This is a genomic window from Streptomyces sp. BK022 (assembly GCF_004217355.1).
Lineage (GTDB): Bacteria > Actinomycetota > Actinomycetes > Streptomycetales > Streptomycetaceae > Streptomyces > Streptomyces griseoluteus.
On record NZ_SHKU01000001.1, the window covers coordinates 1160422 to 1186288 of the forward strand.

At 68.7% G+C, this 25867-nt stretch carries 21 protein-coding genes and 4 pseudogenes; 7 read left to right on the plus strand and 18 right to left on the minus strand.

Annotated elements, in window-relative coordinates; translation table 11 throughout:
- The first annotated feature begins 7 nt into the window (after positions 1-7).
- The 3 genes from EV284_RS05275 to EV284_RS05285 all read left to right on the plus strand — a co-directional run bounded on the left by EV284_RS05275 (position 8) and on the right by EV284_RS05285 (position 2246).
- The gene (locus EV284_RS05275; RefSeq protein ID WP_130330679.1) at positions 8-1471 is read left to right on the plus strand and encodes an NAD(P)/FAD-dependent oxidoreductase; all 1464 of its coding nucleotides are present in this window, start codon (positions 8-10) and stop codon (positions 1469-1471) included.
- A 91-nt stretch (positions 1472-1562) separates the two neighbouring features.
- A complete protein-coding gene (locus tag EV284_RS05280) occupies positions 1563-1889 on the plus strand; it encodes a hypothetical protein (protein ID WP_130330681.1) in 327 nt (108 codons plus the stop codon).
- A 39-nt stretch (positions 1890-1928) separates the two neighbouring features.
- Entirely contained in the window at positions 1929-2246 is a 318-nt protein-coding gene (locus EV284_RS05285) for a putative quinol monooxygenase (RefSeq protein WP_130330683.1), read from the plus strand.
- A gap of 156 nt (positions 2247-2402) precedes the next feature.
- Here EV284_RS05285 and EV284_RS05290 read toward each other — a convergent pair whose 3' ends face one another.
- From EV284_RS05290 to EV284_RS05325, 9 genes and pseudogenes are all read right to left on the minus strand, one after another.
- Positions 2403-2837: a VOC family protein gene (locus tag EV284_RS05290; RefSeq protein ID WP_130330685.1), complete on the minus strand. Its 435-nt coding sequence runs from the start codon at positions 2835-2837 to the stop codon at positions 2403-2405.
- Positions 2838-3145: 308 nt separating this feature from the next.
- Entirely contained in the window at positions 3146-4555 is a 1410-nt protein-coding gene (locus EV284_RS05295; RefSeq protein ID WP_130331128.1) for an NAD(P)/FAD-dependent oxidoreductase, read from the minus strand.
- Between the two features lie 45 nt (positions 4556-4600).
- Positions 4601-5586: pseudogene (cydB, locus tag EV284_RS05300) on the minus strand (cytochrome d ubiquinol oxidase subunit II); the annotation flags it as partial.
- 23 nt (positions 5587-5609) lie between these two features.
- Positions 5610-7187: a cytochrome ubiquinol oxidase subunit I gene (locus EV284_RS05305; RefSeq protein WP_130330687.1), complete on the minus strand. Its 1578-nt coding sequence runs from the start codon at positions 7185-7187 to the stop codon at positions 5610-5612.
- 100 nt (positions 7188-7287) lie between these two features.
- Entirely contained in the window at positions 7288-8448 is a 1161-nt protein-coding gene (locus EV284_RS05310; RefSeq protein WP_207228920.1) for a hypothetical protein, read from the minus strand.
- 205 nt (positions 8449-8653) lie between these two features.
- On the minus strand, positions 8654-10156 hold the full coding sequence (locus EV284_RS05315; RefSeq protein WP_130330689.1) for a CoA transferase: 1503 nt from the start codon (positions 10154-10156) through the stop codon (positions 8654-8656).
- 49 nt (positions 10157-10205) lie between these two features.
- Complete coding sequence (locus EV284_RS33660) at positions 10206-10625, minus strand: 3-hydroxyacyl-CoA dehydrogenase family protein (protein WP_347402178.1); 420 nt, start codon at positions 10623-10625, stop codon at positions 10206-10208.
- 9 nt (positions 10626-10634) lie between these two features.
- Positions 10635-11183: pseudogene (locus EV284_RS33665) on the minus strand (3-hydroxyacyl-CoA dehydrogenase NAD-binding domain-containing protein); the annotation flags it as partial.
- Between the two features lie 57 nt (positions 11184-11240).
- Complete coding sequence (locus tag EV284_RS05325; protein WP_130330691.1) at positions 11241-11978, minus strand: acetoacetate decarboxylase; 738 nt, start codon at positions 11976-11978, stop codon at positions 11241-11243.
- Between the two features lie 179 nt (positions 11979-12157).
- On the opposite strand from EV284_RS05325, the gene EV284_RS05330 reads away from it, so the two are divergent.
- A complete protein-coding gene (locus EV284_RS05330) occupies positions 12158-13075 on the plus strand; it encodes a LysR substrate-binding domain-containing protein (RefSeq protein WP_242625573.1) in 918 nt (305 codons plus the stop codon).
- A 19-nt stretch (positions 13076-13094) separates the two neighbouring features.
- Here EV284_RS05330 and EV284_RS05335 read toward each other — a convergent pair whose 3' ends face one another.
- A complete protein-coding gene (locus EV284_RS05335) occupies positions 13095-13637 on the minus strand; it encodes a DUF6328 family protein (protein WP_130330693.1) in 543 nt (180 codons plus the stop codon).
- A gap of 84 nt (positions 13638-13721) precedes the next feature.
- The gene (locus tag EV284_RS05340) at positions 13722-14411 is read right to left on the minus strand and encodes a PAS domain-containing protein (protein ID WP_130330695.1); all 690 of its coding nucleotides are present in this window, start codon (positions 14409-14411) and stop codon (positions 13722-13724) included.
- A gap of 201 nt (positions 14412-14612) precedes the next feature.
- Between EV284_RS05340 and EV284_RS05345 the strand changes: the two genes are divergently transcribed.
- A complete protein-coding gene (locus tag EV284_RS05345) occupies positions 14613-17837 on the plus strand; it encodes a cytochrome P450 (protein WP_130330697.1) in 3225 nt (1074 codons plus the stop codon).
- A 39-nt stretch (positions 17838-17876) separates the two neighbouring features.
- Entirely contained in the window at positions 17877-18923 is a 1047-nt protein-coding gene (locus tag EV284_RS05350; protein WP_130330699.1) for a zinc-binding dehydrogenase, read from the plus strand.
- A 23-nt stretch (positions 18924-18946) separates the two neighbouring features.
- On the opposite strand, the gene EV284_RS05355 is transcribed toward EV284_RS05350, so the two are convergent.
- The 3 genes from EV284_RS05355 to EV284_RS05365 all read right to left on the minus strand — a co-directional run bounded on the left by EV284_RS05355 (position 18947) and on the right by EV284_RS05365 (position 22384).
- Positions 18947-19864 carry a hypothetical protein gene (locus EV284_RS05355; protein WP_130330701.1) on the minus strand — a complete coding sequence of 306 codons (918 nt, stop codon included), beginning with the start codon at positions 19862-19864 and terminating at the stop codon, positions 18947-18949.
- 51 nt (positions 19865-19915) lie between these two features.
- Complete coding sequence (locus EV284_RS05360) at positions 19916-20806, minus strand: 3-hydroxyacyl-CoA dehydrogenase NAD-binding domain-containing protein (protein WP_130330703.1); 891 nt, start codon at positions 20804-20806, stop codon at positions 19916-19918.
- Between the two features lie 78 nt (positions 20807-20884).
- Entirely contained in the window at positions 20885-22384 is a 1500-nt protein-coding gene (locus EV284_RS05365) for a CoA transferase (RefSeq protein ID WP_130330705.1), read from the minus strand.
- 383 nt (positions 22385-22767) lie between these two features.
- On the opposite strand from EV284_RS05365, the pseudogene EV284_RS05370 reads away from it, so the two are divergent.
- A pseudogene (locus EV284_RS05370) lies at positions 22768-23271 on the plus strand (transposase); the annotation flags it as partial.
- A gap of 15 nt (positions 23272-23286) precedes the next feature.
- Here EV284_RS05370 and EV284_RS05375 read toward each other — a convergent pair.
- The 4 genes and pseudogenes from EV284_RS05375 to EV284_RS33145 all read right to left on the minus strand — a co-directional run.
- On the minus strand, positions 23287-23838 hold the full coding sequence (locus EV284_RS05375; RefSeq protein WP_165425458.1) for a hypothetical protein: 552 nt from the start codon (positions 23836-23838) through the stop codon (positions 23287-23289).
- A gap of 197 nt (positions 23839-24035) precedes the next feature.
- Positions 24036-24233, minus strand: a complete 198-nt coding sequence (locus EV284_RS05380) for a hypothetical protein (protein WP_130330709.1) — start codon at positions 24231-24233, stop codon at positions 24036-24038.
- A gap of 284 nt (positions 24234-24517) precedes the next feature.
- Positions 24518-25450, minus strand: a complete 933-nt coding sequence (locus EV284_RS05385; RefSeq protein ID WP_242625574.1) for an IS256 family transposase — start codon at positions 25448-25450, stop codon at positions 24518-24520.
- A gap of 119 nt (positions 25451-25569) precedes the next feature.
- Positions 25570-25677 (minus strand): annotated as a pseudogene (locus EV284_RS33145) (hypothetical protein); the annotation flags it as partial.
- Between the last annotated feature and the right edge of the window lie 190 nt (positions 25678-25867).

Genomic DNA, 25867 nt, shown 5'->3' on the forward strand with positions numbered 1-25867 from the left:
AGGAACGGTGACCACCGCGACCGTCGTCGGCAGTGGACCCAACGGCCTGGCCGCCGCCGTCGTGCTGGCCCGCGAGGGGGTCGACGTCACCGTGCTTGAAGGCGCTCCCGAGATCGGTGGCGGCACGCGTACGGTCGAGGCGATCGCGCCGGGCCTCCTGCACGACCACTGCTCGGCCGTCCATCCCATGGCCGTGGGCTCACCCCTCCTGCGCGAGCTGGGGCTCGACCGCTACGGGCTGCGGTGGCGGCTGCCAGAGATCGACTGTGTCCATCCGCTCGACGACGGCACGGCTGGGGTGCTGTACCGCTCGGTCACCGAGACCGCCGCCGGTCTCGGGCCCGACGAGCGACGCTGGCGCAGCCTGTTCGAGGCACCGGTGAGGGGCTACGACGCGCTCAGCGAGGACATCCTCGGACCGCTGCTGAGGCCGCCCGCTCATCCGCTGAGGCTCGCCCGCTTCGGCGCGCCGACCTTGCTGCCCGCGCTCGCTCTCGCCCGGGCGTTCCGCACACCGCAGGCCCGTGCCCTGTGGCTGGGAGTGGCAGCCCACGCGTTCCGGCCTCTGAACGAGCCGCTCTCCTCGGCGATCGGGCTCGGTATCCTCACCGCCGGACACCAGCACGGCTGGGCGGTGGCCGAAGGCGGATCCCGGGCGATCACCGGCGCACTGGCCGCGCTGCTGCGTGATCTCGGCGGCAAGATCGAGACCGGCGTGTGGGTGAGGTCCGCGCCCCAGGTGCCCCCCTCGGACGCCGTCCTGTGGGACGTGGCCCCGACCGCGCTGGCCGAAGCGCCCGGCGATCTACTGCCCCCGCGCGTCCGGCGGGCCTACGAACGGTTCCGCTACGGTCCGGCAGCTCACAAGGTCGACTTCGCGGTCGAGGGCGGGGTGCCGTGGCGAGCCGAGTCCGCCCGCAGGGCTGGGACCGTGCATCTCGGCGGGGCGCCCGCCGAGATCGCCGCGGCCGAACGCGCGGTGCACACCGGACGTCTGCCCGAGCGGCCGTTCGTCCTCGTGGGCCAGCAGTATCTGGCGGATCCCTCCCGCTCGGCCGGCGACGTCCATCCCGTCTGGTCCTACGCCCACGTCCCTCACGGTTACGAAGGCGACGCCACGGAAGCCGTCATCGCCCAGATCGAACGGTTCGCTCCCGGCTTCCGTGAACGAATTGTCGGGACCGTGTCCCGTCCGCCCGCCGCCTTCGCCGCCGGCAACCCCAATTTCGTGGGCGGGAACATCCTCACCGGCGCGAAGGACATCCGGCAGATGCTGCTCGGACCCGGCCCGACGCCGCACCCGTACGACACCGGCGTGCCGGGGCATTTCATCTGCTCGGCGGCGACACCACCCGGTCCCGGCGCTCACGGCATGTGCGGGGCCCACGCTGCCGCGAGGGCGTTGAAACACCTCGGTGGGCGGAACAGAAAGGTACAGGTCACGGGCAGTATCAAGGACTTTTATCGGTGACGGCCTACAGGAACATGTAGTAAAGCCGCGCTGCGGTGGAGGGGCTGGCGCGTACGGTCGTAGTGAAACTCAATCGCTTCCATTTCCGAGGGTGAATCAGCGCAAATGGAGCAGCGAACAAGGCAAGGGGATGACTATGGGTAAGCTGACATTGCGCATGGCATCGGCGGCCACCTCTGTAATGATTGCCGGAGGTGTCTTGTTTGCCGCGGGCGGCTCTGCCTCAGCGGCTGTCGCGCCGGTCGGCGGACACGGTTCTCATGTGATCACGGCAGAGCACGCCGATGAAAGCGGCCTCAGTCGTCGGCACATCACCCGATGTGAGGACCCGTACAGCCTCGACAGTCGCTACTACCCCTGGGTGTACGACCAGTTGGTGCAGTTCCGTGGTGAGGTACCAGCCCTCTGTCACGGCTGAGGCAGTCGAAAGAAGAACTCGGTTCAAGGAGTAGTTGTCATGCCGGTTGTCATCGTTGCCCATCTGATGGCGAAGCCCGGACAAGAGGGGCTCGTCGAGAAGGTGTTTCGGGAGGCGGTGCCGGAAGTGCACGCCGAGCGCGGCTGCTCCCGTTATTCCCTGCACAAGAAGGCGGGGTCGGACGGCCACTTCGTCATGGTGGAGAAGTGGGATTCCGAGCAGGACCTCCAGGCGCACCGCGAGGGAGCCGTGATGGCCAGGGTCGGAAAGGCCCTTGGCGCCGCCTTGGAAGGACCGCCGGATGTGGTCGTCCTCGAAGCGCTCCCGGCCGGAGAACCGGGCAAGGGCGCTCTCTGACAGACGCAGCGCGATGGGGCGAGAAACTGACCGTTTCTCGCCCCATCGACGTGTGTGCATCAGCTACTGGCGAACGAACTTGACGATGCGTCAACTTGCCCCGGACCTGAGAGGTCCCCGGGGAGACGGCTCCCCCCTCGCAGTCTCGGAGAAGAATCAGTCGAGGCAGAACTCGTTGCCCTCGATGTCCTGCATCGTGATGCAGGACTCGTTGACGCCATCGGCGCGCTGCGTCAGCACGTGTTTCGCGCCGAGCGCCATCAGCCGTGCGCATTCGGCCTCAAGTGTGGCCAGGCGCTCGTCACCCACGAGCCCGGCGCCGGCCCGCACGTCAAGATGCACCCGGTTCTTGACGACCTTGCCTTCGGGAACTCGCTGGAAGAGCAGGCGCGGCCCCACACCCGAGGGATCCGTGCACGCGAAGTAGATCTCCTGCTCCTCAGGCGGCAGGGAGTGGTGGTACTCCTCCCACGTGGCAAAGCCCTCCGGGACTGCCGGTACGACGTACCCCAGCACCTCGCACCAGAAGGCGGCGAGACGCGCAGGTTCCGCGCAGTCGAAGGTCACTTGGAACTGCCTGATCGTTGACATCGGCGCACGATAACAGGGGCCCTGCTCATCTCCCTGGGCGGGTGGCTCCGCACGTTGCCGGGCCCGCGAGCAGCAGAGCGGTGACCACCCAGGACGCGTCGGAGGTCGTGGTGTGCAGCAGCCGGGGCAGAGCACCGATGAGCGGCAGCACCAGGTCTGCATCGAAGCGACGACGATGCCCGCGAAGACGAGCACCGCGACAACGGGCCCTCCGGTGCGCGAGCTCGCGCCGGAGGGCTGGGGCAGCATGGAGGACCCGTCGGCGCGCGGGACGGCTGAGGCCTCCTGCGCGCCGACGGGCCCGGTTGTCATGGAGTGGTGGTCACACCACCGGAGCGGTCGTTGCCGGTGACGAGCGACAGGCCGTTGCCCCGTTCGGCCCGGCGCAGTTGCGGCTCAGGCAAGGCGGCGTCGATGAACGCGTCGCGGGGGTGGGCCATTTCGGGGAGCCCGACGGTCTCGCGGCGCAGGAACACGGCAAGGGTCCAGTCGAGGAAGACGCGGACCTTGCGGTTGACGGTGGGCATCATCGCGCCGTGGTAGAGGCGGTGGAACCACCAGGCCGGCAGGCCCTTGAGCTTGATCTTGCCGAACATGATGGCGACGCCCTTGTGCAGACCGATGCTGGCGACCGCGCCGAGGTTGGCGTGCTTGTACTCCTTCTGCCGGCGGCCGCGCAGTCGGGCGACGATGTTGTCGCCGAGTACCTTGGCCTGGCGGTAGGCGTGCTGGGCGTTGGGCGGGCACCAGGCGCCGTCGCCGACGGCGAGGTCGGGTACCTGGGCGTTGTCGCCGGCCGACCAGACGTAGTCGAAGCCCTGGACCTGGAGCGTGGCCGCGGTGTCGATGTGCCCGCGGGGGCCGAGCGGTAGCCCGAAGCCGGTGAGGAGCGGGCTGGGCTTGACGCCGGCCGTCCAGACGATGGTGGAAGCGGGGGTCTCGACCCCGTTCTTCAGCAGCACCTGCTGGTCGGTGCAGGACTCCATCGAGGTGTTCAGATACACCTCGACGCCGCGCTCTTCGAGCTTCTTCTTCGTCCATACACCGAGGTCGGGGCCCATCTCGGGCAGGATGCGGTTCGCGGCCTCGACGAGGATGAAGCGCATGTCCTCACGGCCGATGTTGCGGTAGTTCTTCGCCGCGTCGCGGCACATGTCCTCGATCTCACCGACGGCTTCGACACCGGCGAAGCCGCCGCCGACGAAAACGAAGGTGAGGGCCTTGCGGCGCGCCTCGGGGTCGGTGGTCGAGTCGGCCTTGTCGAGCTGCCACAGCACGTGGTTGCGCAAGGAGACGGCTTCTTCGACGGTCTTCAGGCCGATGCCGTGCTGGGCGAGGCCGGGAATGGGGAAGGTCCGGGAGACGGAGCCGGTGGCGACGACGAGATAGTCGAAGCCGAGTTCGTACTCGTCGCCGGCCGGGGGGACGATCGTCGCCGTCTTTCGGGTGTGGTCGACGGCGACCACGTGTCCGGTGACGACCTCGGCCTTCTTGAGGGTGGTCCGCAGCGGGGCGACGAGGTTGCGGTCGGCGACGTTGCCTCCGGCGGCCTCCGGCAGGAACGGCAGGTAGGTCATGTAGGAGCGAGGGTCGACCACGGTGACCGTGGCCTCGTCGCCGCGGAGCTTCTTCAGCACGCGCAGGGCGGTGTACAGGCCGGCGTAGCCACCGCCGACGATCAGAATGCGGGGCGGCTGGGCCGCGTGAGCGGGGGACATGGCGGTTCCTTTCGGGGAGTGCGCGGCGGATGTCGTCGCGCCGGGGATGTGCTGGACGCCGATGCGGCGGCGGAACACCCAGTAGGTGAACGCCTGGTAGGACATGACCAGCGGGGTGAAGATCAGGGCGACCCACGTCATGATCGTGAGCGTGTAGTGGCCGGACGCCGCGTTGGTCACGGTCAGGCTCCAAGCGGGGTCGAGCGTGGAGGGCATCACGTCCGGGAAGAGGGACAGGAACAGCGAGGCGAACGCGGCGACGACAGCGGTGCCGGACAGCCCGAAGGCCCAGCCCTCCCGGCCACGCCCGTTCAGCAGGAGCGCCGCTGCCAGCGCGACACCCGCGACCACCACGGCGACCAGGCTGCGGTCCCCGCCGTACTCGGCCTGGGTCCAGATCAGGAACGGCGCGCCCAGGGCCAGGGTGAGGAGGCCCAGCACGCGGGCCTGGCTCCGGGCCCGTACCCGCACGTCGCCGAGCGTCTTCAGAGTGGCGAACACCGCGCCGTGGAAGGTGAACAGTGCCAGCGTGACGATGCCGCCGAGCAGGGCGTAGCCGCCCACGAGGTCGCCCAGGTCCCCGGCGTAGTCGTGGTCCGCGCCGATGGGGACGCCGCGGACGATGTCGGTGAAGATGACGCCCCACAGGAAGGCGGGGATCAGGGAGCACCAGAAGATGGTGTGTTCCCAGTTGCGCTGCCAGCGCTCCTCACCGCGCTTGTGGCGGTACTCGAAGGCGACGCCACGGAGGATGAGGCAGCCGAGGATGAGCAGGAAGGGCAGGTAGAGCCGCTGAGCAGGGTGGCGTACCAGTCGGGGAAGGCGGCGAAGGTGCCGCCGACCGCGGACAGCAGCCAGACCTCGTTGCCGTCCCACACGGGTCCGATGGTGTTGATCAGGACCCGCCGCTCGGCGCGGTTCCTGGCGAGGGTCTTGGTGAGGACGCCGATGCCGAAGTCGAAGCCCTCCAGGAAGAAGTAGCCGATCCACAGGAAGGCGATCGTTACGAACCAGAGGTCGTGCAGGTGCATGACCGGATGTCTCCTTTCGGGTGTCAGTACGCGAACGACAGGGGCTTGTCGGCGTCCGTGTCCTCGCCGGAGCCGGTGCCGCGCGGTCCCCGCAATCGCGGGTCCCTCACGGGCTGCTTCTCGTTGATGTCGGGGCCGGCCTTCGCGTACTTGGCCATGAGCCGGACCTCGATGACAGCGAGGACCGCGTACAGGAGGGTGAACACGCTCATGGACGTGATCACCTGGGCGTCGCCGACGCCGGGGGAGACGGCGTCGGCGGTTCGCATCAGGCCGTTGACGACCCAGGGCTGACGGCCCATCTCGGTGAAGATCCAGCCGAAGGAGTTGGCGATCAGCGGGAAGCCCATGGTGAGGACGCCGATCCGCCAGAACCACTTGGTCAGGGTGGGGTGCAGCTCGCGCTCGGCGGTGAGCATCAGGCGAGGCACCTCGTCCGCCTTGGTGCGGAACCGCGGTGCCACCAGTCGGCGTTGGCGGGTGAGCCACAGGCCGGCCAGTCCGAACGCGAAGGACGCCATGCCGAACGTGATCATCAGGCGGAAGGCCCAGAAGGTCATGAAGATGTTCGGCAGGTAGTCGCCGGGGGAGCCGCCGTAGAGCTTCGCCTCGTGTTCGGCGATGTCGTTGATGCCCGGCACGGCCTCGTGGAAGTTGTGGTGGGCGAGGAAGGACAGCAGGCCGGGGATCTCCACCTCGACACTGTTGCGGCCCTGGTCGACGTCGCCTACGGCGAAGGCGGAGAACGGTGCCGGGCTCTGGGTGTCCCACAGCGCTTCGGCGGAGGCCATCTTCATCGGCTGCTGCTCGAACATGACCTGGCCCATGCGGTCGCCGCTCAGTGCGGTACCGAGGCCCGCGATCACCGCGATGACCAGACCGGTCCGCAGTGACATGCGCAGTGCCGAGATCTGCTTGGACCGCTTCTCGCCCGGCTGTTCGCCCGCGGTTTCGGCCCGCTTGGCCCGCCAGAGATGGAAGCAGGAGATGCCGACCATGAAGGCCGCGCCGGTCAGGAAGGCCGCGGTGAGGACGTGGGCGAACCCGACGAGCGTGGTCTCCTGGGTGAGGGCGAGCCAGACGTCGGTGAGCCGCGCCTTGCCCGTCTTCTCGTCGATCGTGTAGCCGACGGGGTGCTGCATCCAGGAGTTGGCCGCCAGGATGAAGTAGCCGGAGAGGATCGTGCCGAGCGAGACCATCCAGATGCAGGCGCAGTGGAGCTTCTTCGGCAGCTTGTCCCAGCCGAAGATCCACAGCCCGATGAAGGTCGACTCGAAGAAGAAGGCGATCAGCGCCTCCATGGCGAGCGGGGCGCCGAAGACGTCACCGACGAAGCGGGAGTAGTCCGACCAGTTCATGCCGAACTGGAACTCCTGCACGATGCCCGTGACCACGCCCATCGCGATGTTGATCAGGAAGAGCTTCCCCCAGAACTTGGTGGCGTGGAAGTACTTCTCCTTGCTCGTGCGCACCCATGCGGTCTCCAGGCCCGCCGTGATCGCCGCGAGGCTGATGGTGAGCGGGACGAAGAGGAAGTGGTAGACGGTGGTGATGCCGAACTGCCAGCGTGCGAGCGTTTCCGGTGCCATGGCCAGGTTCATCGGGCACTCCTCACGCCCGTGAAGGCTCGCTCGTGAATGTGAACACATTCACTAGCTAGGGCCGAGGAAACGCCCTGTTGCTGGAAGGAGAGGCGGCGCGTCATCGGTCCTCCCGCTCTGCGGCTGCCAGCTCCTCGGCGACGGTCGCCTCGAAGAGTTCCGCGCCGGGGTGGGAAAGCGGCACCGCAGCTTCCGGCTCATGCCGGGCATCCGGCTCGACCGCCTCGGGCTCGGGCCCGAGGACGCCCTGGCGCCGCGTCTCGGTGCGGGCGGCCAACAGGGTCAGGAGGACTCCGGCAGCCAGCCACAGCCACAGGGAGAGCAGGTGCGAGCCGAGATCGTGGTGGTCGAAGTAGAGGATGCTGTGCGCGCCTTCGACGAATGCGGCACCGTTCCAGAAGGAGTGCAGCGCTCCGAAGAAGTCGTTCTGCATCTCCGGGCTCATGAGACCGCCTGCGCTGGTCAGGTTCAGCATGACGAACAGGCCCATCAGCACCAGCGGCGTGAGCTGCTTGAGGAAGGTCTGCAGCCCGAGACCGACGGCGAAGACACCGACGCAGTAGAGCAGGCTCATGGCCCAGACGGAGCCGTAGGAGTGGTCGACGACATCGAAGACGGGGCCGGCGAGAAGGATTCCGACACCACTGACGGCGAGGCAGGCCCCGAGCCCCATGATCGCGCGGGCCCGCATGCCGAGCACCTTCTCCAGGGGTGCCAGGACGAGCACGCAGCAGTAGGACGCGACGCTGAGGGTGATCAGCAGGAAGAACAGGCCGCCACCATTGGGGTCCTGCGGCGCGGGCGGCGCGACGTCGGTGACCTTCAGGGGCACGCCCTGCTTGTCGGTGACCATCCGGAAGATGGACTGCGCCGCGTTCGCGTTGGAACTGGAACCGGCCCGGGCCACCAGGAGTTCGGGGTGCTTCGGGGTCGGCACGTAGGCGCCGACGAGGTCGCGGTCCAGCAGGTGCTCACGGGCCTGTTGCCGGGTGGGCACCGTGGTGACGTCCAGGCCGTTGCCGGCCTTGTCCTTGATGGTCTGCGCCAGGACCTTGGTCTTGGGCGAGGAGCCCACGACCGCCACCTTCATGTCATGGGGCTGCGGGTTGTGAAACGCGCCGAGGTAGCTCAGCCCCAGGCCCAGGCACACCAGGACCGGGCCGATCATCAGGGCGACCAGCCGGACGACGGTGAAGCGCGGGCTGGGGGAGGCGTGGTGTATTCGCGCGGGTGTGGGGTGGACGGCGGTCGGAGTGGTCATGAAGGCCGGCTCCTTTTACGTGGATGCGAGCGCGCGGCACTGGCGGGGTGACACGGCGCGGGAGGATGTGGCGCGGGCCGCCCCAGGAACCACCGTGCCCGGCTCCGTTTCGCGGGGTCGGGCACGGTGGTGACCTGTGGGGCGGCCGGCCCGGTCAGCCCGTCAGGGGTTCTGCACGGACGAGTCGACTGTCGGAGACCGACGGTCAGGCGGTGGTCAGCCACTCCGGGCGCTGGGAGCCGCGCGGGACGAGGATCTGACGGTAGGCGCCGGGGGTGTCGGACATGCGCACCTGGTCGGTGATGCCCTGGTAGTGGCCGAGGGGGGTCTCGGCGGTGAACAGTTCCGGGTCCGGGTAGGCGTGCAGCTCGCCCGTCCCCGCGATCTGCTTCGCGTACTCCTGGTCGAAGATGCCCATGGACAGGATCCACAGGGCGACCCGGGACAGGGAGACGTGGACGCGGTAGCTGCCACCGTCCTTGGCGCGGCGGCGCAGGGCCTCGGCGATGCCGGCCGTCATGAACCACGACACGAGGTAGTCGTTGACGACGGTGATGGGCGGCAGCGCCGGCTGGTCGCCGTCGCCCTCCAGGTGCAGCAGGCCGGTGAGGGCGCCCGCGGTCTGGTCGAAGCCGAGGAAGTCCTTCCAGGGGCCGGTCTTGCCGTTCAGCGACACGGTCGCGTAGATCGCGCCGGGGCGGCGGGCGATGACCTCTTCCTCGGACAGTCCGACGCGGTTCAGGAAGCCGGGGCGCCGGTTGGCGTAGAAGACGTCGGCCTCGGACTGGAGCTTGTGGATGAGGGCGAGGCCCTCCTTGGTGTACGGGCTCACCGTGGCCGAACGCACGCCCACACTGGTGGTGTTGTACGTGACGTCGTGCTCGAGCTCGTAGGGCCGCCACAGGTTCAGCACGTCGGCGCCGTGCAGTGCCATGGCGCGTCCCGCCCCGGCACCGGCGATGATGTGGCCCATGCCCAGCGCCTTCACGCCGTCGAACGGGGCGACGGGGTTGGCGGGCAGCGGCTCGGGGTCGCTGTCGCCGATGCGGGTGATCTCCACCAGCGGCAGCTTGGAGAGCACCTGCTTGTACTGCTCCTCCTGCAGGATCTCCTGAGGAGTGCGCACCATCGGCATGACACAGCCGGCCTCGGCACCGGCCTGCTCCAGCTCCCGGGCGTTCCACTTCGAGATCGCGGCCGCGACGTGCTCGGGGACGTCACCGACGCCGAGCAGGCGCTGGGCGGCGACCTTGATGTTGGGGTAGATGTTGAACGGCATCATCCAACGCTCGTCCGCAGTGCGGTAGAAGTTGTTGGCGTACGCCATGTTGATGATGGACGGGGTGCCGCTGGTGTAGCCGTTGAGCAGCTCCCACTTGCCCTCGTAAAAGGGGCACAGGCGGTGCGGGCCCTTGCGCAGGTCCATGTGGATGTCCTGACCGCGGCCGGTGCGGTCCTTCCACAGGGCCGCGATGGCCGCGGACTTGGCGACCAGCGAGATGCCGGAGGCGGCGCCGAGGCGCAGGGTGCTGGGGACGACCGGGTCGGCGCCCTCGAAGGTGATGTGGCCGCCGGTGTCGCCGGGCTGCAGGCCGATGCCCGCGAGGACCTCGTTCGTCTCGGCGTGCACGTCGAACGCGTCGTCCGTGGCCGGGTTGGCGATCGCCTTCTGGATCTTGCCGGTGAGGGACTTGTCAGGGAGGGACATGATCTCTTCGTTTCTCACGTGTGGTGCGGTGGGGGGAGGGAGGTGCTGGTCAGGCGTTGCTGGTGGTGGAGTCCGGCGTCTCGCCGAGGGCGCGCATGAGGGCGATCTGCGCCCGGTCCCGCTCGGCGGCGAGCTCCTCGACGGTGCCACCGCCGAAAGCTTCGTTCGCCTGGTTGACGAGGGTGGCGACGGTGGTGTCGTCGAAGGTGGGGTTGCCCAGGGCCGGCCACATGTTGGCCTCCATGGCGCGGCCGAGGTGCTCGATGAAGTGAGGCAGCCCGGCCGGGCCGCCACCGAGGTGGAAGGTGCGGAAGGGTCCGCCGACCGCCCAGCGCAGACCGATGGAGGAGGTGACGATGTCGTCCAGCTCCTGCTCGGTGACCACGCCCTGGGCCACGAGGTAGACGCACTCGCGGAAGATCGCGGACTGCAGGCGGTTGGCGACGAAGCCGGGGATCTCCTTGCGCAGGACCTGTGGCTTCTTGCCGAGGGCGGCGTAGAACGCCTTGGCCTGGCGGACGGTGGCCTCGGAGGTCTTCTCGCCGGGCACGATCTCCACCAGCGGCACGAGGTGCGGCGGGTTGAAGGGGTGGCCCACGATCAGGCGCTCGGGCTGTTCCATCGCCTTGGCGATGGCAGTGGCCGGGATGCTGGAGGTCGAGGTGGCCAGCAGCGCGTGGGCCGGAGCGTGTCACTCGATGGTCTGCCAGATCTGCTGCTTGAGCTCGAGGCGCTCGGGGCCGTTCTCCTGGACGATGTCGACGTCGGAGACGGCCTTGGCCAGGTCGGCCTCGAAGGTGAGCCCGTCGGCGAGGTTCTCGGTGGGCAGACCGAGCTCGGCCAGGGCGGGGGTGATCTCGTCCAGGCCGGCCAGTACGAGGTCCTCGATGTCGCTGCGGGGGTCGTTGATGACGACCTTGATGCCGCGGGCGAGGAAGAGGCCGGCCCAGGAGATGCCGATCACGCCGCCGCCGATGATCGCGGCGCGCTTGTAGGAACCCGGCGCGGGCTCAGAAGTGGGGGTCATGGTTCGAGCCTTTCTCGAGGAGTACGAGGTGGTGGGGGTTGTCCGGCCGCCGCGGGATCAGGCGGCGAGGTAGTCGTAGACGGGCTTGACCGGGTTGAGCGTCAGGTCGGTGACGATGTGACTGGCGCTGACGACCTCGAGGACGGGCAGGTCCGAGAGCGGAGCCATCACGTGAGCGAAGAGCTCCAGGCGGGCGGGGCCGGTGAAGGCGCTCTTGACGGTGACGTCGGTGACCTGAGTGCGGACGAGATCGCACACCCGCAGGCTTCCGTCATAGTTCGGCACGGTCTTGATCATGAAGTTCGGCGAGCAGATCTCCGCACGGGCCTCGTCGAGGTCCATGGCATGGTGCTTGTAGCCCATCGTGGCGGTGGCCACCCGCAGCGTGCCGTAGTCGAGCGTGCCGACCAGCGTGTCGGAGTCGACGTACAGGGAGGGCGAGCCGCCCTTCTTCGGATACGCGCTGTACTCGCGGCCGCTGGAGATCGCCGGGACGCTGTCGACGTACATGGCGAGGTTGAACTCGCCCGCCTCGCCCTCGTGCTCGACGGCGATCAGCTGGCCCGCCTCGGTGTAGTCGCCCAGGCCTGTGACGTCGGGCATCCGCATGATCTCGAACCGGACGATCGGGTTGGTCACCGTCAGCGGTTCGGGGACCAGGCGGCGCAGCGCCTCGGGGTCGGTGCGGTAGTAGATGTTGAGGTACTCGCGGTTGGTGAACTGGTACCTGGTGGGTGCGTAGGCGGGGGCATCCACGGGGGTGGTGAAGAGCCGGGCGACATCCTGCTTCTGCATCAAAGCCTCCAGGGAGAGGAGCGCGCCACTCAGCCGACGGCGTGGGTGGCTGGTGTTGTCCGCGAGGATGTGCGGACCTCTCCCGCATCAGATTTTCTGGGGGAAGGGCGCTGCGTGCTGAGCACCCACGACTCAGTGGACACCCCGCAGGAGAGGTCTGTCCAATATATGATCACGTCATGGACGATATGGTTGACGATATTCAGCTGACCAGGCGCCTGCTGGAGCAGTTCCTGGCGGTGGCGGACGAGAAGCACTTCGGCCGTGCGGCGGAACGCCTGTCCATGAGCCAGCCGCCGCTCAGTCAGTCGATCCAGCGCCTGGAGCGGGGGCTGGGAGTGCGACTGTTCGAACGTGGTCCGGGCGGGGTGTCGCTGACCGCGGCCGGCGAGACGTTCGCCGTGGACGCGCGGCGTCTGCTCGATTCACAGTCCGCGGCCATCGAGCGGGTACGCCGAGTCGCCAGCGGCCTGGCCGGTGACGTGCGGGTAGGGTATGTGAGCATTCTCAGCCACCACTACCTGCCCCGGCTCCTGAGGGCGGCTGCCGAGGAACTGCCCGGCCTGCGCGTACACCTGCACCAGGACTCGCCCGCCGCCCTCGCCGAGATGGTCCGCTCCGGCACGCTGGACCTGGGGTTCCTGCGCGACCCCTCGCCTCTGTCGGCGGACCTCGTCACCCGCGGCTTCGCCGTCGAGCGCATCGCTGCTGCGGTACCGCACGACCACCCGCTGGCCGGCGCCACCGAGATCGCGCTGGGCGACTTGAGTGAAGAGGACTTCGTCCTGCCCGATCCCGCAGTACTGCCGGCCCTGGCGCAGCAAGTGCAACTGGCCTGCCACGAAGCGGGGTTCACTCCGCGCAGTCGTGCCGTGTCCGACGACCTGACCGGGCTGTTCAGTTACGTCGCCTCCGGACTCTGTGTCAGCCTCCTGCCCGAGCGGCTGCGCGACTTCCGTGTCCCCGAAGTCACCTTCGTGCCTCTACGGGGGGACTCGCCCTACCTGGAGACCTCCCTGGTGGCGGTGCACCGGCCGGAAGCGGACCCGGCCGTACTGCGCCTGCTGGAGCTGATCACCCGCCACATGGCCTCGTGACCGGCCCCTGTTCCGCTTGTCACGGGGCGCGTGAGGCCTTCGCACGCTGACCGGCGCCGGAGTGGCGGTGCGACACCCTTGCGGCCCGTGTGGGACGCAGCACCCACGGGAGTACGAGCCACAGCGCGACGAAGACCGAGGCTGTCATGATCGTGATGCAGATGCCGGCGAGACGCCCCAGTACGAAGGTCGTGACGAGCAGGATCGCGCCGTTGAGGGCCAGAGCCAACAGGACAAACCCGATCTCTGCCATGAGCGCCGCGATGGGGACGATGCGAGAACTGGATCCGTCGTGGCCCATCCGGCGATGCAGCGCGATAGGAGTGGCGATGAGGGCTGTGGTGATGACCGTCAGAACGAGGGTCGCGACGTAGATACCGAGCTCGACATCGTCCAAATCCGTGAAACGACCGCTGAAAGCGAGGCCGAGGAGAAAAGCGAAGAGGATCTGCACGCCCGTTTGCACCGCGCGCAGCTCTTGAAGGAGTTCCGCAACGCTGAGGCTCTCCCGTTCCCGCGCCTTTTCGCGGCGCTGGGCCTGGAGCTGGTGGCGAATTTGCATGGGTCTCCCGGCGCATGCGAGGGACGGGCTCCGCCGTCTTCGTCAGACTAGAGCGTCAGTCTTCGGACGGCACATGCTGCGCGCTCATCGGGGTGCGGCCGGGGTGGGGGGCCAGTTCGTCGAGTCCAGGGCCCCCAGTGAATAGGCGCGGGCCACCAGCGCAGCCTTCCCGCGCACGCCCCAGCGCTGAGACAGTCGTGCCAGGTGGTAATTGACCCCGTCCGATGTCAGGCCGACCGTCTTGGCGATGCGCGCGGTCGTTTCTCCGGCCGCCGTCGAAGCGAGGATCCGCGCTTCGAGAGCGCTCACCCGCGCGTACTCGGCCGCTTCCGCGGCCGGTGACTCGCCGCGTTCACCCCCGACCTTCAAAAGCAGCATCAGTGCCAGCGGCGCGTCCGGGCTGTCACTCACCGGGTCGATGTCCATCTCGCCGTACCGCTCGACACCGTTCGAGGTCAGCCAGGTCACCTCGACGGGGTAGCGGGCCCGGCGACGCAGCCGCACGGCTTCCGCGATCGGCTGGAGCAGGGTGCCGGCGCGGGGGCGGAAGAAGTCCAGGGCGTTGTGCCCGACCATCTGCCCCGAGAACATCCCCCACTCCGCGGCCATCGCGGGGTTCGCCAGGAAGATCACGCCATCGCCGTCGCAGAAGGCGACCGGGAACGGCAGATGGTCCAGCAGCATGAGGGCGCGGTTACGCCATGTGATCGCGAGCTGTCGCCAGGCTTCCGCTGCCGGGGAGTCGCTCGGGGGGCCGCTCGCCTGGAGATCCATCCGGCGCTCCTCCAGTCATGTGCCGTTCGTCCACCGCGCTCCTCTGCCGACTTCGCAAGCCTGTCAGCAGATGTGGCACTACACAAATATTTAGCACTGTGGAGGTCCCCGCCTCTCCAGCGGGGTCACTGTGGAGCAGGCCGCTGAAATCGCTCCGGCAGCGGTTCGACACTCCTGACGCACGGAAGGCGGTTCGCCTCGATGTCCGCGACTCTGCTCCCCCCGCAGCCCGAAAGCCACGACGGAACACCGCTCGTCGACGTATCCGACTCTCCGACCAGCACCCCCATCCTGAGGACCATGGACCTGGCCCGGAAGAACGGTCCGGCCTTCATCCAGCGCCTGCACGGACAGGACACCCTCTTCGTCAGCAGTCTGGACCTGGTCACCGAGCTCTCCGACGAGCAGCGGTTCGGCAAGGCCATCGGGCCGGCGCTGGAGAACGTCCGCGAGTTCGCGCACGACGGTCTGTTCACGGCGTACAACGACGAGCCCAACTGGGCCAAGGCGCACGACATCCTCATGCCCGCCTTCGCGCTCGGGTCGATGCGGACGTACCACCCGGTGATGCTGAAGGTCGCCCGTCGGCTGATCGAGAGCTGGGACGTCCACAGTGCCGCCGGCACCCCGGTCGACGTGCCCGACGACATGACCCGCATGACCCTGGACACCATCGGTCTGGCTGGTTTCGGGTTCAACTTCGAGTCGTTCGACCGCGACGAACCGCACCCGTTCGTCGACGCCCTGGTGCGCGCCCTGCAGTGGTCGATGAACAAGCTCAGCCGCACCCCCGGCGTCGACCACACGGAGGCCGACGAGGCGTTCCGCACCGACTCCGCCTTCCTGGCTTCCGTGGTGGACGAGGTCATCGAGGCGCGCACCGCGCCGGGCGCGGCCGCCCCGGAGCACGAGGACCTGCTGGGTCTCATGCTGAACGCCACCCACCCTTCCGACGGCACCACCCTGGACCTGGAGAACATCCGCAACCAGGTCATCACCTTCCTGATCGCCGGGCACGAGACCACCTCCGGCACCATGTCCTTCGCCCTGTACAACCTCGTCAAGGACCCCGCCGCGCTGCGCCTGATCCAGCGCGAGGTGGACGAGCTGTGGGGCGACCGGACGGACCCCGACCCGACCTTCGAGGACATCGGCCGCCTGCAGTACACCCGCCAGGTGCTCAACGAGACGCTCCGGATGTTCCCTCCGGCCCCGCAGTTCTCGCGTCAGGCCCGCCAGGACACCGTCCTGGGCGGCATCCCGATGAAGGCGGGCCAGTGGGCGGCGGTCGTGACCCCTATGCTGCACCGCGACCCGGCCTGGGGCGACAACCCCGAGCTGTTCGACCCCTCCCGCTTCGCCCCGGAAGCGGAGTCGGCCCGCTCGCCGCACGCCTTCAAGCCGTTCGGCACCGGCGAACGCGCCTGCATCGGCAGGCAGTTCGCCCTGCACGAGGCCACCATGCTGCTCGCCATGCTGGTCCACCGCTACCGGCTGATCGACCACGCCGACTACCGGATGAACCTCAAGCAGGCGCTTACCATCAAGCCCGAGGGCTTCGCCCTCACCCTCACCCCGCGCACCCCGGCCGACCGCGCCGCCAACCGTGCCGCGCTGCCCGCGACCGGCGCCGCCGCGTCCGTCGAGCAGGCGCCCGCCGACACCGTCGGCCTGCCCACCCGGGTCCAGCAGGGCACGGGACTCCTGCTGCTGCACGGGTCCAACTACGGCACCTGCCGCGACTTCTCGGCCCAACTGGCCGACGCCGCCGCCGAGATCGGCTGTGACACTGCCGTCGCCCCGCTCGACGCCCACACCGGCGCACTGCCGACCGACCGGCCGGTCATCATCACCGCAGCCTCCTACAACGGGCAGCCCACCGACGACGCGGCCGCCTTCGTCCAGTGGCTGGAGACCGCCGAACCCGGCGCCGTCGACGGCGTCACCTACGCCGTCCTCGGCATCGGCGACCGCAACTGGTCCGCCACCTACCAGCGCATCCCCACCCTGGTCGACGACCGCCTCGCCGCCCTCGGCGGAACCCGCCTCCTCGAGCGCGCCGAGGGCGACGCGGCAGGCGATCTGACCGGCGCGGTCAAGGCGTTCACCGCCACGCTGCGCACCACCCTGCTAGAGGAGTACGGCGACCTCGCCACGGTGGGCGCCGCCCCCGAGACGGCCTCCGCCGAACCCTCGTACACCGTCACCGAGGTCACCGGCGACCCGCTGGACGCCCTCGCCGCCAGGCACGGCATGACGGCGATGACGGTCACCGAGACCGGCAGCCTCACCCGGCCCGGCTACCCGCGTGCCAAGCGCTTCGTGCGCGTGGCCCTGCCCGAGGGTGTGACCTACCGCACCGCGGACCACTTCACCGTCCTCCCGGCCAACGACCCGGCCCTCGTCGAGCGCGCCGCCCGGATTCTGCGGGTGGACCTGGACACCGTCCTCAACATCTCCGCGAGCCGCCCGCGCCGCGACGGCATCGCGGTCGACCGGCCGGTGACCGTCCGCGAACTGCTCACCCGGTACGTCGAGTTGCAGGACCGCCCGACCGCCGAGCAGTTGGCCGTCCTCGCCGCGCTCAATCCGTGCCCGCCCGAGAAGAAGGCTCTCGAGGCCCTGGCCGGGGACGCCGAGGCCCTCGCCGCCGACCACCGCGGCCTGCTCGACGTCATCGAGGACAACCCGGCACTGGGTGAGTTCCTGACCTGGCCGGTGCTGCTGGACCTGCTGCCGCCGATCCGGCCGCGCCACTACTCCGTCTCGTCGTCGCCGGCCACCGACCCCCGCCACGTCGACCTGATGGTCTCCCTGCTCCAGGCTCCGGCACGCTCGGGCCGGGGCGTCTTCCGCGGCACCGGTTCGGGCTACCTGAACACCGTGCGCCCCGCCGACACCGTCTACGCCCGCATACAGCCGTGCCGGGAGGTCTTCCGGATCGACCACGACGCCGCGTCCCCGGTGATCATGGTCTCGGCCGGCACCGGCCTCGCCCCCTTCCGGGGCGCCATCGCCGACCGGCTCGCTCTCGCGGCGAACGACATCGAACTCGCCCCGGCCCTCTGCTATTTCGGCTGCGACGCCCCGGACGCCGACTACATGCACAGCGACGAACTGCGCACCGCCGAGCTCGCCGGAGTGGTGAAGATGCGTCCGGCTTTCAGCGAGGCGCCCGTCGACGGCCACATGTTCGTCCAGCACCGCATAGCCGCCGACAGCGACAAGGTGTGGAAGCTGCTCGGCGCCGGAGCCAAGGTCTACGTCTGCGGCGACGGCGCCCGCATGGCCCCGGGCGTGCGCGACGCCTTCCGCTCCATCTACCGGGAACACACCCCCGGCGCCGGTGACACCGACGCCACCGCGTGGCTCGACGCGCTGGTCGCTGACGGTCGCTACATCGAGGACGTCTACGCCGCCGGCTGAGCCGCAGGCCCTCATTTCTCACCTGGAGGAACCATTCTCATGGACACCATGCTTGCCGGACGTCTCCACGTACCCACTGGGCGGTTCCGCGTCGAAGAGGTCCCCGTGCCCGTCCCCGGTCCGGGTGAGGTGCTGATCGAGGTCAAGGCCGCCGGTGTGTGCCTGTCCGACGTGCACCTGATCGACGGCAGCCTGAAACCGTTCGGGCAGATCGAGGAGCTCACCCTCGGACACGAGGTCTCCGGAGTGATCGACACCCTCGGTCCCGATCTGCTCGGCGACTGGACCCCGGGCACGCGCGTCGCCCTACAGGCCGGTCAGAGCTGCGGCGTGTGCGACAACTGCCGGCTCCGCCGCACCCCGTGCCTCAACACCCGCACCCGAGGCGTCGACTACGACGGCGGCTGGGCCCAGTACACGATTGCCCGCGAGGACACCCTCGCCGTGATTCCGGATCACCTGCCGTTCGACCAGGCGGCGATCATCCCGGACGCCGTCTCCACCCCCTACGCCGCCATCGTGGCCACCGGAGATGTCCGCCCGGCGCAGTCCGTGGGCGTGTGGGGCGCGGGCGGCCTGGGCGCCCACGGCATCCAGCTCGCCCGGCTGGCCGGTGCCGCGCCGGTGATCGCCGTCGACCCGCTGGGCACCGCCCGGGAACGCGCCCGCGCCTTCGGCGCCGATCTCGCCCTGGACCCGGCCGACCCCGGCTTCGCCGAGGCGGTGCTCCAGGCCACGGCGGGCCGCGGCCTGGACGTCGCCTTCGACTTCGCCGGCGTGCCGGCCGTACGGGAGCAGGCCGCCACCGTCCTGGGCCGGGGCGGGATCATGGTGCTGGCGGGGCTCACCCCCCGGCCGCTCACCATCAGCGACGGCACGCAGTTCAGTTGGAAGCGCAACCAGATCCGCGGCCACTACGGCTCCGGCCCCGAGTACGTCGAGCAGTTGATCCGCCTGGCCTCCGTCGGCCGCCTCGACCTGTCCCCCTCCATCAGCGGCCACATCCCGCTGGCCGACGCCGCGGAAGCGGTCCACCGGCTGGAGAACAAGATCGGGGACCCGATCCGCCTGGTGCTCATCCCCTGAGGCTCTCAAGGGGGGCCTGTGCCCTAGCGGTCGGGAGTACCGATCCCGGCCAAGCCGGTCAGCGACCCCAGTGAAGCGATTTCGCGGGGTGGCTGCCCGGCGGCCGGCCCACCGGGAACCGGCACCGCGCGCAGGTGTCCGCCGAGGTCGGAGACGTAGGCGATACCCGCCTCCCCGTCGACGGCGAGGCCGATCGCCTCCCGGAAGCCGTCGGCCAGGATCTCGGGCGCGTTGCCCCGTTCTCCGGCCGGCGGAAGAGGGGCCCGGTTGAGCGTGTTGCCGTTCGGCGGGGCACCGCGATCGGTCCAGTACAGCCAGTCGTCCACGACATGCAGGTCGATCGGCTCGGGCAGCTCGCTCCACAACACCTCGATGTCGGACCGGTTCGCAGCGGTCTGGCCCGCGGGAATCTCCAGCCCCGCACGGAGAATCCGGCCTTTGCCGCCCTTGGCCGGCCCCTTCTGCGTCCAGTACAGATGATTGCGGGCGGGGTCCACCGCCACGCCGACGCACTCGCCCATGATCCCTTGGTCGGCGGCGTTCACGACCAGATCGGCCAGCCCAGTGCCATCCACGCGGACCGTGCTCACCCGGCGGCCCTCGCGATCGCCCCAGTAGAGCCTGCCCCTGCCGTCGGAGGCCAACTGCTTGCCCGTCGTCATCGCGCCGAGCGGGACGAGGTCACGCCGCGACTCGCCATCCAGGCCCACGGCGTGCACGCCACCGTCCCGCGCCGAGAAGTCCAGGCCGGCTTCCCCGGGAGCGGCCGGGTCCACTTCAGGCGCGCCCATGGTGGTCCAGTAGACAGTTCCGTCCTCCACCACGATGCCGTCCGGTGCGGGACCCGCATCCGACAGGAAGGTCGACACCCGCCCGTCCGGGACGCTCACCCGCAGCACGCTGCCCGACTTGATCTCCAGGGCCAGCAGTTCCTGCCACATGGCGGCCATCCTTTCTCGCCGTCACTCGCCGTACGGCCCGCGCGGGGCGGGTCACTGCTCCTGGTCGTCGGCGGACGGCGGCTGCGGCCAGCCCAGCGGTTCCAATGCGCCGCGGGTGCGCCCGTCCCGCAGGGCGACCAGCTTCTCGTAGGCCGATTCGCCGGTGCCGTAGGCCCCTTCGACCGCGTCGAACACCTCGCCCATCCGCGCGGGGTCCGGTTGGCCGCTGTCGAAGGTCATCTGCGAGCCGACGTGTTCGGCCAGGTGCCGAAGACCTGCTGGGCCACCACCGAGGACGCCGCTCTGGAACGGGCCGACGGTCGCGTAGCGCAGGCCCAGCGAGGCCCGGACCAGGTCGTCGAGGTCTGCGACGTCGATGACACCCTGCTGCACCAGGTAGGCGGCCTGCTCGTTGAAGACCTTCTGCAGCCGGTTGCCGACGAAGCCCGGAATCTCCTTCTTCAGCCGGATCGGCAGTTTGCCCAGCCCGCGATAGACCTCGACCGCCCGCTCCATCGTGCTCGCGGAGGTGTCGGGTCCCGGCACCACCTCGACCAGGGGCATCAGCTCCGGCGGGTTGAAAGGGTGGCCGATCACGATCCTGTCGGCCGCCGTGTTTCCCGCCGCGATGTCGGACGGCAGCAGCGAGGACGACGAGGAGGCCAACACCACGTCGTCGCGCGTGTGCGCGGCGAGCGTGGCGAACATCTGCTCCTTGATCTCGATCCGTTCCGGCCCGGACTCCTGCACGAAGTCCGTACCGTCGGCGGCGGCGGCCAGATCGGAGAAGAGCGTGACCGGCAGGCCGGCGAGTTGTTCCGCCACCACATCCGCCAGGTCCGGCCGGGGGTCGCTGATCCGCACCTCCCACCCGGCTGCCCCGAACAGGCGAGCCCAGGACAGCCCGATCACGCCCGCGCCTACGAGTGTCACAACTGCCATGACGAAACCCTTCTACCGAGATGAAGGAGAGGAGAGGCGCGCCCTTCCCACTGGGCGTCCGACAGGGGGCGAGAGGGGTCAGCGGGGTGTGTCGCGCCAACCCGGCTCGTCGGCACCCATGGGGCTGAGCACCGTCGTGAAGTCCCCCTGCCGCAGGGAGGAGAACTTCAACTGGTCGGTCATGCCCTGGTAGAAGCCGAGCGGGGTCTGCGCGGTGAAGAGGTCGGGATCGACAAGGGTGTGCTCGGGCGTCGAGTCGACGGCGGCATGGAGATAGTCCCGGTCGAAAATGCCGAGGGACATGAGCCACAGGCAGACCTTCGTCAGCGAGACCCGGACGCGGTAGGAGCCGCCCTCGCTTGCGCGCCGTCGCAGCGCCGCCAGTACCCCGGTCGTCCCGAACCAGCCGACCACGTTGTCGACGATGGGGAGGATCGGGGGCTGACTAGGATCTTCGAGGGTGCCCTCGAGCGCGAAGATTCCCGAGACGCAGGCACCGATCTCGTCGAATCCGGGGCGGTTCATCCAGGGGCCCGCAGGGCCGTGCAGGGTCACCTCGGCATGAATCAGTCCGGGGTGCCTCGCGGCCAGGTCCTCGGCCGTGAGTCCCTCCCGCGCGAGGTAACCGGGATGCCGATTCGAGAAGAACACGTCGGCGTCGGCGAGCAGTTGATCGAGGCGCTCCCGGTCCTCGGCGGAGTCCCCGATATAGGCCGAGCGCATGCCGACCTGGGTGTCCCAGTAGATCGGCTCGACCTCTACGTCGTCGGGACGCCAGAGGTTGAGTACGTCCGCGCCGAAGGAGGCCAGGTCGCGCCCGATCGCCGCGCCCGCGATGACGTGTCCCATGCCGAGCGCCCGGATACCGTCGAGCGGCTGGCGCGCCCCGTCGGTGAACGGCACCGGCGCACTGTCCCCGATCTTCTCGATCTCGATCAGCGGGAGGTCGGCGAGCACATCGGTGTACTGCGGCTCGGCGAGGAACTCCTCGGGGGAGCGCACCTTGGCAAGGACGATGCCCGCCTCCGCGGCCGCCTCTTCGAGTTCGTCGGCATCCCGGCCGGCGATGGCCGCGTTCACGGCCTCGGAGGTGTCCGGGCAGTCCAGGAACGCGAGTGCCCTGCTGCGGAGCCCGGGATAGATGTTCAGCGTGACGACGCTCCGGCCGTCCTTGGTCCGGCGGAAGAACGGCGTGTCCGTGAAGGGGTTGCGCTTGTTCCACTTGATCGACGGCTTCCTGCCGTTGATGAGTTCCCATCGGAGATCCGCGAAACCGGCGAACCGGCGGAACGCCTTCCGTACGTCGATGCCGACATCCTGGGGGTCCCCTCCGCGGTCACGCCAGATGGCCGACGCGGCCACCCCCTTGGCCGCCAGGGCGAGCGCGGCGGCGGACCCGAAGCGGAAGCGGCCTGGCACCAGGGGGTCCGCTCCACCGGTGAACGACACAGAGCCCCCGCAGTCGGCGGGTGTCAGACCGACCTCGCGCAGAATTTCCTCGAGGTGACCGTCGAAATCGAATTCATCCGACGTGGCCGGGTTCTCCAGCGCATGACGAATTCGCTTGGTCAAATTCATCGCCTCACCTCTTTCCGCTGCACTGGCACCAGCAGACGGCATATGCGCTCGCGTGTCCGACACTCGAACATGCAAGTGCCGATTCTATCCGTCGGGGAGGGGATCGCCTGTTGGGAAGATGTCGCACGTTGAGGCGCGGAAAGGCGAGCGCTTCTTGCTGATCGGCGACCCGAAAAGCCCGGTGCCGAAGCCGGGCACTCTGGAGAGGCGCCGTCGGTGCCAAGAGGTTTCCTTCGCCAGCCCTCCCGCTCCCGCCCCCGCGGCGCTGCTGCGTCGGGCACACCGAGTTCGTCGAACAGGCCCACGGTGACGCAACCGACTTTCGAGGCGGCGTGGGCGTTTGTTGAGAGGGGTGAGCAGGATGGCGAAAGTGGCTGGCCAGTCACCGCAAGATGATCAACGGCATCCTGTTCCGGGAGCGCACCGGCGTCCCCGGGCGTGATTTGCCAAGGCGGTTCGGAAAAAAAGATCACGGCCTCGGTAGCACCGCCCTGATGAGGGACTCGGACGCTCCCGGGGCGGACTGACTTGCAAGATCCACCTTGCCAGTGAGGGATGACGTCGCCCGCTTGCGTTCCTGGTTACACCGGGCCAGTGGGGGGATGCCCCACAGTTCATCCCGCAACCGCCGCTATCTGCGGAGACGGCAGATCAAGCACACCCTTCCTGAGCCACGAGACCGGCGGCCCAACTGCCGCCGCCGTGGTAGCAAGGGCGGTCGACCCGCCGGATTCGACAAGACGATGTACAAGCGCAGGAACGAGGTCGAGCGGACGATCAATGCCCTGAAGAACTTCCGGGCTGTGGCTACGAGGTACGACAAGCGAGCCCATGTCTTCCACGGCACGGTCACCGTCGCTGCGATCCGGCTCTGGTTCCGCACATGAGCTTTCAGGCGCTCTTCATCGCTGCCAGAGGAAGGCGGCCTCGCTACAGGGGTGGCAGTGAAAGACGTAGCCGCGGCCACCTCCGCCGAAGTTGGCGGAGGTCGCGAAGTCGGATCCTTCTTCGAGTTCGGCCGTGAAGGTCATACGGGTTGTGCAGGAGGGACAGTCGGGGGTCTCGTCACCTTGGAGCCAGTCGGGTTCGCCACCCAGCCGTCCCAGAACCGGCTCTGCGGTTGGGGTGTCGGCTGGGCGGGTGTGCAAGGCGGTCACCGCACCGAGCAGCGTCTCGCCCTCGGCGGGGACGGTGGCCGCCGATAGCTGACCTTCGAACACGAAGGCCCGGTTGGCGCCGGCGGTGGCGTCCCAGTCGTCACACATGCCCGGGTCGTTCTGGCAAAAGAAGACCGCGACGGCCCCCAGATCGAGGGGCAAGTGAGCCAGGAACTGCATGGGCTCGCCACATTCGCGGCAGTTCGGCCAGAGGAATCCATCCGGGACGAGTGGGACTCCCCCCGTCCGCAGTACGGGAGCGTCAGCTACGGCTTCTCCGCCGTTGACCAGCAGCATGGCCAAAGCCTAGGTGCAACGTTCCCCACTCCAACCTGAGGGGGGCGACCGGACGCAAGCCAAGATCCGCCGAACAGGCCCTAGGCGGGCAGGCGAGCGGTGGCGGCGTCAGCGAGCAATCGTCAAGACCTGTGGATTAGTTGTAAGGCTCGGATCGTTCCTCGGCTGCGTGATGCTGGAGGCCGGAGTGTGCCGGCTCAGTCCTTGATTGGCTCGACCTGAATGGGGTCTGATCCCAGGTAGAGCATGTACCCCGCGTACTCCATGTCCACGTCCATCCGCTCTGGTGGCACGACGTAGAGTCTTGCGATAGGTGCGGGGGCCCAGCCCAAGTTGCGTGGAGGGTCGTACTCCTCGTAGTGCCCTACGTAGAGCCTGGTCGGCGGGATGGACACGTCGCAAGCGTCTCCAACCCGGAGCGTGGAGGCTGCCGGCGAGAGATGAAATGGGCTCCATTCCTCATGAGAATCCGCGTGCGGGAGTGCGACTTGTCCGTTCCAGCGGAAATTGGAGGAATTGTCGATCGCTCTCCACGGCCATTCCAGTGTGATGTAGCGATCTACCCCGACCACCCGAGTGGATGCTGGCTCACAGGAGACGATCACTTGGTCGCCGATCCGAGGAACCATGTCTGATCACCTTTGTTCCGGTGGGTGAGAGGGGTGTCTTACCTTCGCGCTTACGCGGCCTGCTCCTGGCGCTCGACCAGGATGCCACTCTCGAACCTCGCGCCTGCCCGGACCAGGGACACCAGGTGTGCTCCGGTGATCGCCCGCCAACGGGCTTGCGCGGATTCGACGAGCTTGAAAACCATCGCGAGTGCTGCGGCGGGGCTGCCAGCGCCGCGGGTGACCTTCGTCCGCAGCTTGAGCGTGGAGAACGTCGACTCGATTGGGTTGGTCGTCCGCAAGTGGATCCAGTGCTCGGCCGGGAAGTCGTAGAACGCGAGCAACTCGTCCACGTCATCGGTGATCTTCGCGACGGCCTTGGGCCATTTGGTTCCGTAAGTGCGGGCGAACCCCTCGACCGCTCTCTCGGCGCGAGCTCGGTCCTCGGCGTTGTAGATCTCTTGCAACGCTTTCGTCGCGCCTGGCTGCGCGGACTTCGGCAGACAGTTGGTGACATTCCGGGCTTTGTGAACCCAACACCTTTGATGCCGGGCGGCCGGGAACACCTCGACGAGCGCCTTCCACAGACCCATCGCTCCGTCGCCGACGACCAGCTCCGGATCGCGCATGCCACGTCGGCGGCAGTCGCGCAGCAGGTCGGCCCACGACTCGGTGGACTCTCGCAGCCCCTCGGCCAGAGCAATCAGCTCCTTGGTGCCGTCCAAACGGACACCGAGCAGGACCAGGACACAGGAGTGGGTCTGCCCGAGCCGGACCTTCGGGTGCACTCCGTCCGCCCACACGTACACGAAGTCGCGGTCCGAGAGGTCGCGTTGCTGAAAGGCAGCGCGGTCGTCCTGCCACTGTTTCGTCAGCCGGGTCACGGTGGCTGGCGACAGGCCGGCCGTGCCGCCAAGGAACTGCTCCAGCGCGGGCACGAAGTCGCCGCTGGACAGGCCGTGCAGGTAGAGCAGCGGCAGCACTTCGGCGACTTGCGGCACCACGGTGCGAGGATCTTCGAGGAGAACCGCTTCCGCTCGCCAGTTGCCTCGTCCGTCCGCCGGTCGTTCACCCGTGGTGCCCTGACCTCGACCGGCCCGGCGGCGGTGACCACGGTCCGAGGCTGATGGTGGCCGTTGCGGACCACCAAGCGCCGGCCGTGTTCGTCGGTTTCGGCAGCCAACTCGGCTATGTACTGGTTGACTTCCGTCTCCAACGCGGCAGCGAGCATGCGACGGGCGCCTTCCCGCACGATCTCGTCAATCAGGGAGCCGGACTGGGTCGAGCCGTCGTCGGTGACTACGCTGAGCACGGGCGTGCCTTCCCGACCCGCGCGCCAACGCGGGCCTACTCGGAGACCATCACAGGATCATTCGCGAAGGTACGCCTTCCGCGTCCCCCGTCGATCCACAGGTTCTGAG